An 18,681-nucleotide genomic window follows, 5' to 3' on the forward strand; every position below is an offset into this window, starting at 1 on the left:
AACAATTTTAAAATTAGTAATTCTATTAAAACCCAAGTGTATGTCACAGAAAAACTGATAATCTATATTACTATTAAGTTGCTCTATGAGCTTCCTGTCTGAACTACAAGTGTAATGCTTCAAAAACATCAAAGCCACTCTGCTTTTGGGACTAAACAACATTTTACAGCCAGTAGTTTTTTCTTTGATACCAAAAGCATCAACTAAAGAATCCCAAGGAAGGGCACTATAAATTTTTCCTAAATCACTCTCTAAAAATCGGGAGTAATAAGTATTAAAGTTTTCTGTAGAAGATAAAAATGAAAACTCATGCTGAAATTCACTAATTTCCTGCCTGTCGGCAGACAGGTCTGTATTTTCATAAACGTAAGAATAAGAAAACCCCGTTTTTGGCTCTAATCAGCCTTTTTCGGGGTTTTTATGTACTTAAATTTACGTAAAAATACTTGTATTTACAAGGGATGCGACGTTTTCTGAATGTGCCTAGTTAAACTACTGTAATAAAAACAGGTTCGAAAGCATAACCTCCGAACCGTTTTTATATTTACCGCTCTTAATTCAGCTTTAAGAGAAGTAAATCACCGAAATATAATCTATTATCTTAATGTATAAAACATTTATCTTTTTAAGGTAAAATGCCCTTTAATTACGCGCCGATCGCTAAGCACAACACTATACCAATAATCATTAGTTGGTAGCGGCGAATTTTGGTAGGTACCATCCCACCCTGGTTCGGTTGGTCTAAACTGTTTAATTAGTTTTCCATAGCGATCATAAATCGTAATCATGGTGTTCATACTCGAATTAGCATCTAGACCTTTTACAGTCCAATAATCGTTAAAACCATCGTTGTTTGGTGTAAAAAACTTAGGGATACCTAATAAATAAACCGTATCGCTATCGCTACCACAACCGTTTAAATCGTTTACATAAACATCATAAACTCCAGGTGCTAAATTATCAAAGTAATTAGAGCTTTGAAAAGGACCAGAAGCCCCTGTTACGCTATACTCGTAGGTTCCAAAGCTATCCTCCATATTTATGGTAATCGAATTTTCATCACTTAAATCGACCGTGTCTATGGATTTAATTTTTGGTTCGGATGAATACAGTACTTTAATTTCTCGAAATGAAGTACAATTTGTTGCCACTGAAGATACTTCAACAGAATAAAGTCCATCGGTACTAACCGTAAGGGTTTCGTTGGTTTGTGCTGGAGAAATTGGCGAACCGTCTTTAGACCATACATAAGTATAATCTGAAGCAGGTGAACCATCGTCGATGCCTGCATCTAAAACTGTAGTTGTTGTACCTGAAGTTGAACAAATACTAACATCTTCACTGCCATTGCTGTTAGTTCGAATACGTGGCAATGGATTGACTACAAAATCTATGGTTCCTGTTGAATAACATGAAGGGGTTGTAACCGATTCAATAAGCACATTAATCGTTTGTGTTCCTGTGGTAAATGTTGAAGGAAACGGACTAGGAAGTACCGCACCACTGGCATCGGTATAACTTATCGTCATTCCTGTTTGTCCGCCTAATAAGGTACTCTCAAAAGTGGAACTATCAAAAGTAACGCTGCCATCTTGTGTGAGTGGGTCGGTTTCATCATCGCAAGACGTGGTTAAATTTGTTGGAATAGGATTAACAACTGGTGCTGTAATTATTTCAAAATTAATACTTCTTTCTGATGCACAACCTGTTGCTATTGAAGTCACTTCTACTTCATAATTACCACTAGTACTTACCGTAAGGGTTTCGTTGGTTTGCGCTGGCGATATTGGCGAACCGTCTTTAGACCATACATAAGTATAATCGGTAGCAGGCGAACCATCGGCAATACCCGCATCTAAAACAGTAGTTGTTGTACCTGAAGTTGAACAAATACTAACATCTTCACTGCCATCGCTATTAGTTCGAATACGTGGCAATGGATTGACTACAAAATCTATGGTTCCTGTTGAATAACATGAAGGGGTTGTAACCGATTCAATAAGCACATTAATCGTTTGTGTTCCTGTGGTAAATGTTGAAGGAAACGGACTAGGAAGCGCCGCTCCACTGGCGTCGGTATAACTTATCGCCATACCTGTTTGTCCACCTAATAAGGCACTCTCAAAAGTGGAGCTATCAAAAGTAACGCTGCCATCTTGTGTGAGTGGGTCGGTTTCATCATCGCAAGCTGTAGTTAAATTTGTTGGAATAGGATTAACAACTGGTGCTGTAATTATTTCAAAATTAATACTTCTTTCTGATGCACAACCTGTTGCTATTGAAGTCACTTCTACTTCATAATTACCACTAGTACTTACCGTAAGGGTTTCGTTGGTTTGTGCTGGCGATATTGGCGAACCGTCTTTAGACCATATATAAGTATAATTGGTAGCAGGCGAACCATCGTCGATGCCGGCGTCTAAAACAGTACTTGTTGTACCTAAAGTTGAACAAATACTAACATCTTCACTGCCATTGTTATTAGTTCGAATACGTGGCAATGGATTGACTACAAAATCTATGGTTCCTGTTGAATAACATGAAGGGTTTGAAATCGATTCTATGCGCACATCAATCGTTTGTGTTCCTGTGGTGAATGATGCAGGAAAAGGACTAGGAAGCGCCGCTCCACTGGCGTCGGTATAACTTATCGCCATTCCTGTTTGTCCGCCTAATAATGTACTTTCAAAAGTAGAGCTATCAAAAGTAACGCTACCATCTTGTGTGAGTGGGTCGGTTTCATCATCGCAAGACGTGGTTAAATTTGTTGGAATAGGATTAACAACTGGGGCTGTAATTATTTCAAAATTAATACTTCTTTCTGATGCACAACCTGTTGCTATTGAAGTCACTTCTACTTCATAATTACCACTAGTACTAACCGTAAGGGTTTCGTTGGTTTCTGCTGGAGATATAGGCGAACCGTCTTTAGACCATATATAAGTATAATTGGTAGCAGGCGAACCATCGTCGATACCGGCATCTAAAACAGTAGTTGTTGTACCTGAAGTTGAACAAATATTAACATCTTCACTGCCATTGCTATTAGTTCGAATACGTGGCAATGGATTGACTACAAAATCTATAGTTCCTGTTGAATAACATGAAGGCTTTGAAACCGATTCTATTCGCACATTAATCGTTTGTGTTCCTGTGGTAAATGATGCAGGAAACGGACTAGGAAGTACTGCGCCACTGGCATCGGTATAACTTATCGCCATACCTGTTTGACCACCTAATAAGGTGCTCTCAAAAGTCGAAGTGTCAAAAGTAACGCTACCATCTTGAAGTAATGGGTCGGTTTCATCATCGCAGGCTGTGGTTAAATTCATTGCAATTGGATTTACTACAGGCGCAGTAATTAATTCAAAATTAATGCTTCTTTCTGAAGCACAACCTGTTGCTATTGATGTCACTTCTACTTCATAATTACCACTAGTACTAACCGTAAGGGTTTCGTTGGTTTCTGCCGGCGAGATTGGCGAACCGTCTTTAGACCATACATAAGTATAATTAGTAGCAGGCGAACCATCGTCGATGCCTGCATCTAAAACAGCCGTTGTTGATGCTGAAGCAGCACAAACTGTAACATCTTCACTGCCATCGGCATTGGTTCGAATGCGAGGCAATGGATTGACTACAAAATCTATGGTTCCTGTTGCTATACACGACGCATTGGTTACAGATTCCACACGAACACTTACAGATTGAGTGCCTGTGGTAAATGGATTAGGCAACGGACTTGGTAATAAAGCCCCGCTTGCATCCGTATAAATAACATTTACACCTGTTTGTCCGTTTAATAATAGGTTTTCAAAATTGGTTGTATCAAAATCGACTATGCCGTCTTGGGCTAATGGGTCGGTTTCATCATCACAAGCCGTGGTTAAGTTTGTTGGGATAGGATAAATTTGAGTGTTTACAGCAGTAACCTCGTATTCTAATCCAACAGTTTGGCCATTCATTAAAAATTCTAGTCTGTATTTTTGGCTAGGCTCTAAAGCAGTAACTTGTAAATCGCCACTGGTTTCCCCTAGAATAATTTCGTAGGCATTCGTACTCGTATTTAACTTGTACCATTGTAAACCTGTTGTGCCAGTAAACTCGAAAATAGGAAATGAATTACGGTTAGGTGTGTCATTTGGTGCATCATTCCATTTAATTCCTCGGTTTTGAAAATCAAATTGCGCATAATCCTCATCATTAATTCCTCCATTTTCATACAGTTTAAATGGTGGTGTCATCCCTGGAGCATCTCGATAATCATTGGGTTCACTGGCACTCCAATTACTATAATTTAAAGCTGTTCCGTCAATCCAATACCAACCTGTTTGATTAATGGTATCATCAAAATCTGTGGCATTAGCATATTGTTTCAAACCCAACCAGAACGCATTGGGATCATTAGCTACTGCGATGCCTAAATTTACTAATTCATTATAAACAGTGTTTTCTTCGGCAGTATCGTTTATAATATACATGGCAGCTCCAGGAATCGTATTTATCAAATTATTTGCAGCTTCCCAAGACATTTTTTCTTCTCGCACATAATAACTTGAATTTCCGTAATCTATAATTTTTGTTAGGTTTAACCCATTCCCATTAGTGTTATCTATTTCAAACTGCTCCTTGGTTAGCATGCCTTTTGCCATCATAGTCACCTGATCCCCAACACATAAATCATTAGGTTTATCAGCTTCAATCAAAGGCGAAATTTCGTAAACAATGGTTTGTAAACGCGTTCCTATATTGGCTGCAGGAATGGTTTCTAAATAATAAACTTGTCCGCTTACAAGTGGCGTTGTAGGAGCCAAAGCTGTACCGCCAGTTATCGTATCATACCAAAATGCAGTAGCTCCTGTAGGTAAATCGATAACCTTTAAATCGTTTACCGTGAAGGTTTTTGTAGCGGTATTAAAATATGTAAATGTTAATTCTACTTTAACATTTTGAGCACAAATGCAAAGTGGAAATATTAGAAAAAGTAAATTGAAAGCTATCTTTTTCTTGCTTAGTAACTTCATTGTAGTAGGTCGTTTAGTTTGTTTGGTACTATAAGGGGTGTTCTTTAATATGAAAGTTTTAGCTTATTTTTTATAGATTACTTGTTTTAATTCTTAAAAAAATATCAAATCTTTAATCCTTCCAATCAACCACAATAACAAACATAAATAGATTTCATCTCAATAGCAGGTTCATGAACTAGACTAAAACTAGACTTCGTGTGATTTTTAATAGAATAAGATTGTTTATTTTAATAAATGCTAAGACAATCGAACTTAACAAATTAAAGAAGAAATGCCATTTTAGAATATTTAAAAATTACCTTTCAAGCACATTATTTTACCTTCTTTAGCTTAAAAAAGTTGTTTTGAAGTTTCTTTAAAAACATTTTTGAAGAATATATAGGTGAAAATTCCTCATTAATTTCAGTGAAATTTAGATTTCTAATAACAGGCCATCATTAATATGTACATTTTATTGAATTCTAGATGCCAACTTAATCAATAGTCAAAAGAAAAAGGCATCGCTCTATTAAATAAAATTTTATACTATCTTTATACTGCAGTTATTTTTTTTAATCCAAACCAATGAAAAATATATTCGTATTTTCCCTCATATTCTTTATTGCGTCAAATTTAAGTTATAGCCAACAAATTAGGCATCCCAAAGCTGGGGTTGCAGGCTCTTGGAAACTTATAGGAACCACCCAAGCTAATTTAAGTGCCGATTATGACGCTATTATAGTTAAAGGACCTTTTGATGATTTTAGACGTATTAAGTTTAAAGTAACCCTCTACTAAAAAAAACAGCTATATCACTTATAAATCAACCTTAATATTTTAATCATATGAAATTATCTAAATTCCTCATACTTATTGCGTTAATAAGTACCTATACTGGGTTTTCTCAAACCAACAAAAAAGATTCTACAGCAGTGTTTATACTAAATAAAATGAGTGCTGTTATAAACGATTTAGAATCAGTAACCTTTAATTTAAGTCATTCTGAAGATGTTTTAGACGCCGATAATAATATTGTTAAAAAATATTCTACAAGCGAACTTTCTTTATCAGGTCCTGATAAACTTTTGATAAAATCGCAAACAGAAGATGGTAACTTAGGATTTTGGTATGATGGTGAATTTATTACGTTTTATAATTATGATGAAAATAATTATGTAACTCTTGAGGCACCAGAAACAACAATAGAAATGATTGATGATATGCATGAGGATTTTAATTTTCAGTTTCCTGCTGCCGATTTTTTCTACCCTGCGTTTACCCAAGATTTTATGGAGCAATTTGATACTATAAAATTCTTAGGCAGAAAAATTATTGATGGCGAAACATGCTACCATATCATGGCCAATAATGCGACCTTAAACGTGCAGTTGTTTATTTCTAGCAAAACCTATTTACTACCAAAACACTTTGTTATTATTTATAAAAACAAATCGAATATTCAATACCAATCTACTTTTAGTAATTGGTCATTAAACCCTATTATCCCTAATGCTGCTTTCGACTTTTTACCACCTCCAACAGCTAATCTTATTAGTATTTTAAAAAAGTCTTAGTTATCAATCCTTAAAATAAATTATTATGACAACATATAATTACAACATAAAACATAAATTAGGAATACTTTTCGTTTTTATAGCCTTAGTTTTCCCTACAGAAATTATTGCGCAACGTATGGGGCACGGAGTTTCAAGAGGTGGCGGTGGCCATTCGATGTCAAGACCTACAGCTTCTAGATCTACTGCATCAAGATCACGCCCTACTACAACACGTCAAACAACGCGACCAACCACTAACAGAACCCCATCGCGCTCAATTAGTGGTGGACAATCCAAAAATCATAACTTTTCAAACAATAGAAGTACTTCAAAAATTAAGAGTAAAACCTCTAATAATAATATAGGAAACCGTGGTGGCAATAAAGTGGGCAACAAAACCCATATTGGAAATAACAATGTTAATATTAATGTAAACAACAGCAGACATACAAATATTAATAACAGAAATACCCGAGTAAGAACAAGTCCTGTGCGTTACACAAGACCGCCTTACAGATATGGCGGACACCGTTACTACTGCCACAGACCGTATTACTACCACCCATACAGACCTTTTTATTGGGGGCCAATGTGGCATCCTTGGGGATTCTTTGTGAGAACCTTAGCGACTACCGCCATTATTATTAGTATTGAAAACCAAAAATACCATTATGACAGCGGCGTATATTATGTCTCTTCAGATGGAGGATACACGGTAGTACAAGCACCTGTAGGGGCTACGATTAAAGTGCTTCCTGAAGGCTCTCAAACTGTTCAAGTAAACGAAACAACCAATAATTATTACTACGGCGGTGCTTATTACGAAAAAGATGGTAGCGAATACAAAGTTGTTGCGCCAACAGCAGGAACTATTGTACCTAGCTTACCTGAAGGCGGTGAAGAAGTAAAAATAGGAGACGAAACTTACGTACAGTTTGGCGACACTTATTATTCTCCTGTACAGGTTGACGGAAAAAATATGTACGAAGTAGTACAAGTGGAAGAAGACAAATAAACGTCCTTTAAAAAACAATATAATTTTTACAATGCTCACATCAAATAGTTTATTTTTGATGTGAGCTTTTTTTTATAAGACAACTCTTTAGTTTTAAAAAAGACAATAAAATAACCATATTAAAAGACCGACTAGAAATTTTTAAATTTATATGAACCGCATACGAACCATTATCATTTTAGGCTGTTTACTTTTAGGGTTTTCAGGTCATGCACAATTTGATCGTATAAAAAAATTCATGGCCGATCGTAAAGAAAGAAAAGCAGCAAAAATTGAAGCCGGCGAACCTTTTTTAAGCATCCTAGCAGGGCCGGGATACACTCCTGAAAATGGCTTATTATTAGGTGGCGGATTTCTTTACACCTTTAAAACCAATCGTAAAGACAGTTTAATACAGCGCTCTTCAATACCTATAAACACTTTTATAAGTACCAAAGGGAACTTTCAAATTGCAACAGCTTTACAATCTTTTTGGTTAGAAGATAAAATTCGAGTAAATGCCAAACTTTCGTATTCTAATGCTGAAGACAATTATTTTGGTGTAGGTTTCTATAATGCAGAAAATACACCTGAAGGTGATTCTACAACGGTATACAATAGAAAATACTCAACCTTTAAACCCACGCTTTTAACCCGAATTAAAAAAGACTTATACTTTGGAGTAGGTTTCGATTTGAATAATACTTCGGTAACCTCTATCAACCCGGTGATGGCTCAGGATCCTGATTATTTAAAATATGGCCCCAATAACTTTAACAGCGGTTTGCTATTATCTATGAATTACGACAGTCGGGATATCACGGTAAACGCATGGAAAGGCTGGTATGCACACCTATTATCTGGGTTTTACGGAGATTATTTAGGTAGTAATAACACCTATCAAGTTTACGAATTTGATATACGAAGCTATTTTCAAATACATCGTCCAGGAAATATTTTAGCCTTTAAATTATATGGACGCATTACCGATGGTGATGTACCTTACCAAGAGCTAACAGCCCTTGGTGGCACTAATGCTTTAAGAGGTTATATTATTGGGCAATATCGCGACAAAACAGGCATGTATTTAGTTTCGGAATGGCGCCACACCTTTTTAAAGAAAAACCAAACACTAAGCAAACACGGAATGACCTTATGGTCTGGATTAGGAACCATTGCGCCTAGTGTAAGTGAAATAAATCAGTTTATTCCAAATGCTGGAGTTGGTTACCGCTATGAAGTGCAGCCTCGCATGAATGTTAGAATTGATTTTGGTGTAGGTCGTAAATCTACAGGATTGTATTTCAATTTCACAGAAGCTTTTTAATTAACAAAAAGGCCCCTTTCGTAGTTGTATTAGACGCTTTTACACTTAGATGAAAATTATTAAAACCCCGTATTTAAAACCATAAAAACAGCTACACTAGTCACTTCGAACTCGAAAAAACTAATAACTAAAATGGTTTAATAACATAATATATATGTTATGTATAAAATGAATTTCAAGAGGCATGAAAGGCATACTTGACGTCATGTTGTCGACATGTTTTGAGCCTATTTCAAATCCTTATCTGGTAATGCAAGCTAACCTGTTAAAGAAAATTTAATAAAGAAAAAACAACATTTTTTGTAAAAAAAGACAATTATTAGTTAACTTATGCATAATTTTTTTTAATAAAACACTAATAACTAATCTTTTAATTATGAAAAAAAGTATAACTTCATTTCTTATACCAAGTTTATTGGTTATAGGATTGGGCTTATTACAATCCTGTAACCAAACCAGTTCCACAGGAAGCTCAACACAAAGCTCTAGCGACATTCAACAACCAGACGGATTCAAAGGTAAAATCGCCTTGGATGTCCGTGACTCTAAGCCAGATTGGTCGGCTTACACACCAAAATCCGCTCCAGAAGGCGCCCCAAATATTTTATTTATTTTATACGATGATACTGGGCTTGGAGCTTGGTCACCTTATGGTGGACGAATCAATATGCCAACGCTAAACAAATTAGCTGCCAATGGTTTAACCTATACACAATGGCATACCACTGCGCTATGTTCGCCAACGCGATCTACCATACTTACTGGTAGAAACCACCACTTGAATGGCATGGCTTCCATCACAGAAACAGCTGATGGATATCCTGGATCAAACGGACGCGTGCCAGACGATTGCGCACCTTTTGCTCAAATTTTAAGAGACAATGGTTGGAGCACATTTTGGCTAGGTAAAAACCATAACGTACCAGAACAAGATATTGCTCCTGGTGCTAGCCGAACAGAATGGCCAACACAAAATGGTTTTGACCGTTTTTACGGATTCTTAGGAGGTGAAACTAATAACTGGTACCCTGATTTAGTTATGGATAACCATTTTATTGAAGCACCAGCAACACCGGAAGAAGGCTATCACTTATCAAAAGATTTAGCCGATCAAGCCATTACCATGTTACGCGATAAAAATGCGACAAATCCATCTAAACCATTCTATATGTGGTTTAACCCAGGAGCTAATCATGCGCCTCACCATTCGCCTGCAGAGTATACTGCCAAATACAAAGGGAAATTTGATGATGGTTATGAAGCCTATCGTACTTGGGTTGTGGCCCGAATGAAAGAAAAAGGAATTATTCCTGAAAACACAGGTATGGCAGATTTTAACCCGATGCCAGAAAGTATGGCTAACCCAGGCGATTATGTACGTCCTTGGGAAGAATTAAATGCCGATGAAAAAAGATTGTTTTCTAGAATGGCAGAAGTATATGCTGGATTCTCAGAATATACTGATGTTCAAGTGGGACGTATTATCGATTATTTAGAAGACACAAAACAATTGGATAATACCATTGTTATTTATGCAGCCGATAACGGTGCTTCAGGAGAAGGAAGTCCTAATGGCTCAGTTAATGAAAACAAATTCTTTAATGGCTATCCAGATGAACTTTCAGAAAACATGAAATATATTGATGTTTTAGGAGGTCCAGATACTTACAACCACTTCCCTACTGGCTGGGCAGCCGCTTTTTCGGCACCATTTAAAATGTTTAAGCGTTACTCGCAATATGCTGGAGGAACCAACGATCCGCTAATAATTCATTGGCCAAAAGGTATTAAAGCTAAAGGAGAAATTAGACATCAATATCACCACTCGGTAGATATTGTTCCTACCTTATTAGAAGTATGTGGAATAACATTTCCAGAGGTTTATAATGGTGTAAAACAAACTCCTTTATCTGGTATTTCTATGGCATATACCTTTGATGCTGAACCAAATGCAAAAACAAAAAAAGAAGTCCAATATTACGCTATGTTAGGAACTCGAGGAATATGGAAAGACGGCTGGAAAGCAGCTGCTGTACATGCGCCTATTAGTGGTAAAGGGCATTTTGATAAAGATGTTTGGGAACTTTACAACGTTGCAGAAGACCGTTCTGAAACTTACAACCTAGCCGAAGAGCACCCAGAAAAACTACAAGAACTTATAGACGAATGGTTTAATCAAGCTAAAATTAATAAGGTATTACCTTTAGATGATAGAGGTCCAGCTGAATTATTAACCATAGAGCGCCCAACACAGGAAAAACCAAAAGATAGATATATCTATTACCCAAATACAGCTCCTGTTCCAGAGGGTGTGGCTGTAAACGTAAGAGGCAGAGATTATAAAATTTTGGCCAATGTAGATATTACAGACGCAAATGCTGAAGGAGTAATTTTTGCACACGGATCTCGTTTTGGAGGACATGCTTTATTCATAAAAAACAAAAAATTATACTACGTTTATAATTTCTTAGGAATTAAACCTGAACAAGTTTTTGAATCTAAAATAAGTTTAAAACCTGGAAAATATACATTAGGTATGGAGTTTAACAGAGAGAAAGCTGGTAAATATGGTGAATCTTTAGGAAACACGAAATTGTATATTAACGATGATGTCGTTGCCGAAGGCTCTATGCGTACACAACCTGCCAAATTTACCTTATCAGGTGATGGTTTATGTGTAGGTTACGACAGTGGAGATAACGTAAGTAACCTTTATAAAGCGCCTGGCACTTTTAAAGGCGGTAAAATTCAAGGTGTTGGAGTTACCGTTGAAGGCGAACCTTATGTTAATTTAGAAGCTGAAGCACGTCGTGCCATGATGGTACAATAATTAAACAGTATTCATTTATAGAAAAAGCTGGTTTTGAATACTCAAAATCAGCTTTTTTTTATCTTAAGCGCTTACATTATAAGCTTCCAAAAGTAAACTAAAACATGTAAAATGAATTACATTCTTTATACTCCCAACAAAAAAACAGAAGTGATTAATAAATCTATTTTAAATTGAACTCATATTTTTATATTTTTAATAAATCATTTTAAAACAAAACATCGCCCTAATTAAAAAGATTTAACCACAACTATTAAGTTTAACTTTTAATAACCAATCAAGAACAAATGTTAGATTATAAAAAACGTTTAGTAAAGCCTAGAAATAAAATTGTAAGCGGCATGATGTATTTGTTACCCATATTTATCCTTTTTATTGTTGTTGAAAAACTATGGTATAAAGTAAGTCATCTTGGGAAAATTGTTGTGCAGAACTTACATTTAAATGATTTTTTCGGCAAGTATTCCTTAACCATTACAACAGGTATATTAATACTGCTCATTTTTTATGTTTTTGGCTATCTAGCTACCCTACCTCGATTTATTAAATTTTACAATTGGTTTGAAGGCATGATGTTAGATGTTATTCCAGGCTATAGTAAATATAAAACCGAACTAGAAAATAAAATAAGTCCGAAACCAGATAATAGAACTCCTGTGTTAGTTAACACACCGATGGGCAATAAACCAGGGCTTTTAATTGATGAAAAAACAAGTAATTCGGTTGTTTTTTTTCCAAGTACAACAAATGCTTTAGAAGGAGAAGTATTGGTTGTTGATAACAAAGTGATACAAAAAATTGATATCGATGCCAAATCATTACTAGGCATCATGAAAAAACAAGGAAAAGGCCTTCCTGTTGCTTAAGGAATTCAATTTCAAAACATAAGTAAAGTGTAACTATGAAAATCTTTAAAAACGGAATAACTACTCGATTTCATTGTGTGTCAGTTAAATTTGTTTTTTAATCTGCAAAATAGATTTTTTTGATTACAAAAATTACAGCATCTAAAAAGTATACCTGATGCCATATTGAGGTGGTCGAAATATTTCTAACTGATTGCTAATCAATATCGGTTTCGACAAGCTGAACCTGACAAATCAAATGCCTCTTACTTCTTAGACAGCCTCATTTTTAACATACTGAATCTAGTGCTCTAAAATAATAAACATAAAAACACAATTAACCCAATTGTGAACATGTTCTATTTTAAGAAAAGTAAGTAACTTTACATATTAATCAGTAATATAAACACCATAAAATTTAATAAATAATGAAAAGCTTTCATTATAAAAATCTTAAACCAAAAAATTCACTTTAATAGAAAATTATGAAAAAAATATCCCTTACTTTTCTTGCATTGGCCCTAACAATGCTAAATATTAACGCTCAAGAAGATCAAAAACCAGATGCAAACGCTAGTGCTGCACAAGCCAACAACCCGTTGGCAAATATGACAGCTTTAAGTTTTCAAAATTATTATATGCCCAAACTAGCTGATGCTCCAGACGATGCGTTTATGAATACCACGTGGGTTCGATTTGCAAAACCGATAGCAAAGGGAAAATTATTATTACGTGCATCAATGCCGTTTTCAACTCTAGGATTGCCAAATGCAAATGGCGTAGTTAACGCTACTAGTGGTCTTGGCGATTTTAACGCATTTTTAGCCTATAGCCTCGTATCAAATGCTACAACCACCGTTGGTATTGGACCATCTATTACAGCTCCAACAGCTTCTGACGACCTTCTTGGTACAGGTAAATGGCAAGGTGGGTTTGCATTTGTAACCTTCGTGGCAAAATCTCCTATATTTCAATTTGGTGGTTTAATAACATGGCAAGCATCCTTTGCAGGAGATGAAGATAGAGCCAATACGAATATGGGAGCTATTCAACCCTTTTATTTCTGGCAATTAGGAAAAGGAACCTATTTAAGAGGGGCTCCAATCTGGGTTTTAGATTTTGAAAAAGAAGCTTATTCCATTCCTATTGCATTAGGTATTGGTAAAGTTGTAAAACTAGGAAGTACTGTATTTAATATGTATGTAGAGCCACAATATTCCATTTATGTGCAGGGTGTACAACCTGTGTTTCAAGTTTTAACTGGTATCAACCTACAGTTTATGAATTAGTTAAATATGTTCAAGCTAAAGATTAAGTCCTATTATATATTAATAAAAATCTTTAACTTTATAACTTAACATCCTATTACTAGTACCGTGTTATTTAATTAACAAGCAAATAATTAATACTATCTCCAAATGAAAAAAATATCTATTCTATCTATGGTGATGCTATCATTAATTTTATTTAATTGTAGCTCCACTTCTAGTACAACAACAACCACAACTATTCCAACAACGACGACGACCACTACTGCGACCGCAGTTAATTCGGATAACTCTGATATTAGTGATAATCTAGATTTGGAAGCCCTTTCATCGGTCTTCGGTGAATCTAAAGATTTAGAAGATTTTGAAAAACGTCTTAACGATCCTAAAACTCAAATTTCAAATTTAGATTTAAATAAAGATGGTCAAGTAGATTATCTTAGAGTAGTAAGTAAAGATAACGGCGACGAAAAAATTGTAACGGTTCAAGCGGTTTTAGCAAAAGATAAATACCAAGATGTTGCAACTATTAATGTTAAAAAAGAAAACAGCTATGTTCAAGTGGTTGGCGATCCAGATATTTATGGCCCAAACTATTACATCGATCCTGTATATGCTGCCACGCCTTTAATTATGTCATGGTTTTGGGGACCAATGTTTACTCCTTGGATATCTCCATTTTATTGGGGCTTCTTCCCTCCTTTCTTTCACCCTTGGAGACCATTTCCGCCTTACATTTATCGTGGCAATATTAATGTGCGCATTAATAATAACAATATTTATCATCATTCAAATATCAATCATCATAATCACAATTTACAGCATAATCACACAGCGCCTCACCATAATGATTTACAACGTAATGAGTTATCTAGAAGTGACCATTTTAATAGTCGTCCTACAGAATCTTTTCAAAACAGAAATAACGGCATTTACAACAAAAACAGCTTAGATATGAACCGAGGCGGTACCTTTACCCGTTCTTCACATCCAAATTTTGGCGGTTTCCATGGCGGTATGGGCGGCATGGGAGGTGGTTTCCGTGGTGGCGGATTTAGACGCTAATTTCAAATAAAATATTCAAGGGTGCCTTACGCACCCTTTTTCTCTATTAAACTTTAATCCTATGAAAAAAATCAACAAAAGAATCCCTTATTTTTTTATTCTTTCATTAGTAATCGCGTTTACATCTTGTAAAGAACAAACTAAAGAGCGCGTGCCTGTTGCCACAAGCCAAGCACAACCTACAGAAAACACAGACCCGCTACCCTCTTGGAATGAAGGCACAACAAAGCAATCCATTATAGATTTTGTAACCAATGCAACAACTGCTGGACATCCCGATTTTATTGAAAAAGCAGACCGTATTGTGACTACCGATAACGATGGTACTCTTTGGTCTGAGCAACCCATGTATTTCCAGTTATTTTTTGCTCTAGACCGTATTAAAGCCTTAGCTCCTGAGCATCCAGAATGGAAAAACAAACAACCTTATAAAGCCGTATTAGAAAACGATATGAAAACTTTAATGGGGCAAGGTGTAAATGGGTTGTTACAAATTGTAATGACAACGCATGCGGGCATGAGTACAGACGAATTTGCAAGCCTTGTAAAAGATTGGATTACTACAGCACAGCATCCTATTAAAAAGAAGAAATATACCGAATTAGTATTTCAACCTATGCTTGAGCTTATACACTACCTACAAGCCAACGACTTTAAAACCTTTATTGTTTCTGGTGGTGGTATTGAATTTATGCGCCCATGGACAGAAGAAGTTTATGGCATCCCTAGTGAAAATGTAATAGGTAGTAGCATTAAAACAAAATACAGTTACAACGACGGGAAACCAACTATTACACGTCTTGCTGAAATTGATTTAATTGATGATAAAGAAGGAAAGCCCGTAGGAATAAACCGTTATATAGGACGCAAACCAGTGATTGCTATAGGAAATTCTGATGGAGATTTACAAATGATGCATTGGGCAGAAGCAAACTCTAAAAAAAGTTTACAAATTTATGTGCACCATACCGATTCTGTTCGTGAGTGGGCTTACGATAGAAAATCGCATATAGGTACTTTTGATAAAGCTTTAGATGAAGCCACTCAAAAAGGTTGGGATTTAGTAGATATGGCTAAAGATTGGAAAGTAATCTATCCGTACGAACTAACTAAATAATATCATATTCACAACATTATATTGCGAAGCGGTGATTAATTTTAATCACCGTTTCTTGATTAAATTTTAATATTATGACATTAATCAAACACATAAATTTAGCAGTTGTTTTAATACTTTGTAGTTTACCGCTTTGTGCTCAAGAAACACAAGAAGGATCACCAGAACCTAAAACTTCGGTAAAGCAATCGCAAGAGATTATGAATCCGACCACTTTAGCTTGGCAATTACAACTAGAAGAATTTTCTATTTTTGATACTGAAGGTCAAGATGGATTTGCTCAAAATTTTCGTTTTAGAGGTATTATACCCTTACAAAAAGGGCCACTTATCCCACTTCCGCAGTTAATTAGAGTAATTGCTTTTGTGAATACAGCTCCCGATGGCACAACAGGTTTAGGAGATTTAACCCTTAACCAATTCTTCATTTTAAGCAAAAAAAAATGGGGACAATTTGGCGCTGGTTGGAATTTAACGGTTCCTACAAACACCTCTCCTAAGTTAGGATCGCCACAATGGTCTATTGGACCAGCCTTTACCGTAACTTTTACAGATTTAGGGAATTGGCAAATGTATTGGATTTTAGAAAACTTCTTTTCTATTAGCAAAAACAACATTTACGGACATAATAATTACGCCGTATTACAACCTAATATTTTTTACACTTGGTCTAATGGTGTGTATGCTGGTATAGAGCCTGAATGGCAATTTGACTATAACACAGGTAAAGTCGCTATTCCAATGGATTTTAGAGTTGGCTACATCTGGTCTGGAAAATTAAAATACAATGCTTACATTGAACCGGAGATTATGGCATATCGCTCTGATGGCTATACCAGAAACCCTAATAATTTCGGCATCCGATTCGGATTTAGATGGTATTTACCTATGAAAGGTAAGAATTAATATCTTATAACTTCTAAGTGTATCATAACTGTTAAGTTAAAACTAAACATTGCTTTAATTATTCTGAAAAATTAAATTCCATTTCGAAATAAAATCTTTTTATTTTTAAAATATAAAACCAACATGTCTAATTAGTATATTTATATTGAGTTGATTACGCATTTACAACCTAACCACTAAATCCTTTGTAATGTCTATAAAACAAATTCTCTTTGGTCTTATATTTTCATTATGTATTCAGTTAGCTGCCCAAGACACGCATTATTGGACACATGATTTTGGTAACAGAACCGCCTTATTATCTGGTGCTATACTAGGTGAAACAAGCGATAATACTATGGTTTACTATAACCCTGGTGCATTGGGTTTTTTAACCGAAAATTCTATTTCCGTAAACGCAACCGCATACAATACAGAAAATATTAAAATATACAATGCCGCTGGACAAAAAGCGACTTTAAAAAGTAATCAATTAGGAAGTGTGCCATTATTCGCTGGCGGAATGATCAATTTAAAAAACAGTAAATGGAAATTGGGCTATGGTTTTATGACCCCGATAGACTTTAATTTTAAAGGCATTGCTCGTGTTGATGGTGATTTCGATATTATTGATAACACAGAAAGTCCAGGAGATGAAGAACTTGTTGGTGAGACAAGTTTAACCACCAAAGCTTCAGATATCTTATTTGCTCTAGGTGCTGGAAGAATTATTAATGATCATTTATCATTTGGATTTACTAACTTGTTTTATGTGAGGTCTTCAAACTATCAGCGCAATTATTCCTCCTACGTGTTTTTAAACGACGCTAACAACACATTAGTTGCCAGCAAACTAACGCAACATGTACAATATTACAACATTAGATATGCTTTAAAATTGGGCTTGACCTATAAAAAAGACAAGTTAAATTTAGGTTTAACTTTAACCACCCCTTCTTTAAATATTGGTGGGAATGGCACGGTGGCATCGGATATTGTAGCTACCAATGTAAAAATTAACTCAGGTGATCGTATAAGTGGTATTGCAACAGACCGTCAGTCTGAATTAAAAACAACTTACAAATCTCCTTTTTCTATTGCTGGAGGTATTAATTATGATTTTACGCGATCGTCTTTGGGTATTGCAGCACAGTATTTTGCAGGGATTGACGAATATACTATTATGAACCCTGTTGCAGATACTTACGTGCGTCCCGATAATTTAGCACCCAATATTACAAGCGATACGTTTTTAAGCACGCCTGTATCGGCTACATCAGTTTTTAATGTCGCCATTGGTTATGAATATGAATTAAACAGTAAATATTCCATACTTGCCAGTATGCGAAACAACATGTCTAGTTTTGATCCTTCTGTAAAAGAAAACAAAGGTATTGTTACGCATTTAAGCAGTTGGAATATTGTCCACTTTGTCTCTGGTGTTATAATTAATCGTGAAAATAGCAGCTTAAGTCTTGGTTTACTTTATGCTCTGGCTTCTACTCAAAACTATCATCAAAATGGAAATCTTTCAAATCCTGACGAAATAAACATTCTTGAAGGTGCCACCAACATTACCGATGCTAAATACAATTCCTTAGGCTTTTTATTAGGATACACCTATCACTTTAAAAAATTCAGATAAATTATTTTTGGTTAATGGTTAATGGTTAGGCACATTCAGAAAACGCGTTATCCCTTGTAAATACAAGTATTTTTACGTAAATTTAAGTACATAAAAACCCCGAAAAAGGCTGATCAGAGCCAAAAACGGGGTTTTCTTATTCTT

13 protein-coding genes are annotated in these 18,681 nt (G+C 35.4%); 11 read left to right on the forward strand and 2 right to left on the reverse strand.

Annotated features, from left to right (window positions below; all coding sequences use genetic code 11):
- Positions 1-162, reverse strand: a 162-nt coding sequence (locus tag H6X70_RS17085; protein WP_410529890.1) for a transposase, incomplete at its 3' end; no start/stop codon positions are given.
- Between the two features lie 455 nt (positions 163-617).
- Positions 618-5,024, reverse strand: coding sequence for a T9SS type B sorting domain-containing protein (locus tag H6X70_RS16550; protein WP_194768805.1), 4,407 nt, complete (start codon positions 5,022-5,024; stop codon positions 618-620).
- A 567-nt stretch (positions 5,025-5,591) separates the two neighbouring features.
- On the opposite strand from H6X70_RS16550, the gene H6X70_RS16555 reads away from it, so the two are divergent.
- From H6X70_RS16555 to H6X70_RS16605, 11 genes are all read left to right on the forward strand, one after another.
- Positions 5,592-5,804, forward strand: coding sequence for a hypothetical protein (locus tag H6X70_RS16555; RefSeq protein WP_194768806.1), 213 nt, complete (start codon positions 5,592-5,594; stop codon positions 5,802-5,804).
- A 47-nt stretch (positions 5,805-5,851) separates the two neighbouring features.
- Positions 5,852-6,580 (forward strand): DUF2092 domain-containing protein, encoded by a 729-nt coding sequence (locus H6X70_RS16560; protein ID WP_194768807.1) that lies wholly within the window; start codon positions 5,852-5,854, stop codon positions 6,578-6,580.
- A 25-nt stretch (positions 6,581-6,605) separates the two neighbouring features.
- Complete coding sequence (locus tag H6X70_RS16565) at positions 6,606-7,577, forward strand: DUF6515 family protein (protein WP_194768808.1); 972 nt, start codon at positions 6,606-6,608, stop codon at positions 7,575-7,577.
- Between the two features lie 151 nt (positions 7,578-7,728).
- On the forward strand, positions 7,729-8,883 hold the full coding sequence (locus H6X70_RS16570) for a BamA/TamA family outer membrane protein (RefSeq protein WP_194768809.1): 1,155 nt from the start codon (positions 7,729-7,731) through the stop codon (positions 8,881-8,883).
- A gap of 376 nt (positions 8,884-9,259) precedes the next feature.
- Positions 9,260-11,713, forward strand: coding sequence for an arylsulfatase (locus H6X70_RS16575; protein ID WP_194768810.1), 2,454 nt, complete (start codon positions 9,260-9,262; stop codon positions 11,711-11,713).
- A gap of 287 nt (positions 11,714-12,000) precedes the next feature.
- Positions 12,001-12,579, forward strand: a complete 579-nt coding sequence (locus H6X70_RS16580) for a hypothetical protein (RefSeq protein WP_194768811.1) — start codon at positions 12,001-12,003, stop codon at positions 12,577-12,579.
- A 464-nt stretch (positions 12,580-13,043) separates the two neighbouring features.
- On the forward strand, positions 13,044-13,847 hold the full coding sequence (locus H6X70_RS16585; protein ID WP_228530407.1) for a hypothetical protein: 804 nt from the start codon (positions 13,044-13,046) through the stop codon (positions 13,845-13,847).
- Between the two features lie 129 nt (positions 13,848-13,976).
- Complete coding sequence (locus H6X70_RS16590) at positions 13,977-14,891, forward strand: hypothetical protein (protein WP_194768812.1); 915 nt, start codon at positions 13,977-13,979, stop codon at positions 14,889-14,891.
- 61 nt (positions 14,892-14,952) lie between these two features.
- Positions 14,953-16,008 carry an HAD family hydrolase gene (locus H6X70_RS16595; protein WP_194768813.1) on the forward strand — a complete coding sequence of 352 codons (1,056 nt, stop codon included), beginning with the start codon at positions 14,953-14,955 and terminating at the stop codon, positions 16,006-16,008.
- A gap of 74 nt (positions 16,009-16,082) precedes the next feature.
- Positions 16,083-16,913 carry a hypothetical protein gene (locus tag H6X70_RS16600; RefSeq protein ID WP_194768814.1) on the forward strand — a complete coding sequence of 277 codons (831 nt, stop codon included), beginning with the start codon at positions 16,083-16,085 and terminating at the stop codon, positions 16,911-16,913.
- Positions 16,914-17,103: 190 nt separating this feature from the next.
- Entirely contained in the window at positions 17,104-18,537 is a 1,434-nt protein-coding gene (locus tag H6X70_RS16605; RefSeq protein WP_194768815.1) for a hypothetical protein, read from the forward strand.
- The last annotated feature ends 144 nt before the right edge of the window (positions 18,538-18,681 follow it).

Source organism: Tamlana sp. I1, from assembly GCF_015355625.1.
GTDB lineage: Bacteria > Bacteroidota > Bacteroidia > Flavobacteriales > Flavobacteriaceae > Pseudotamlana.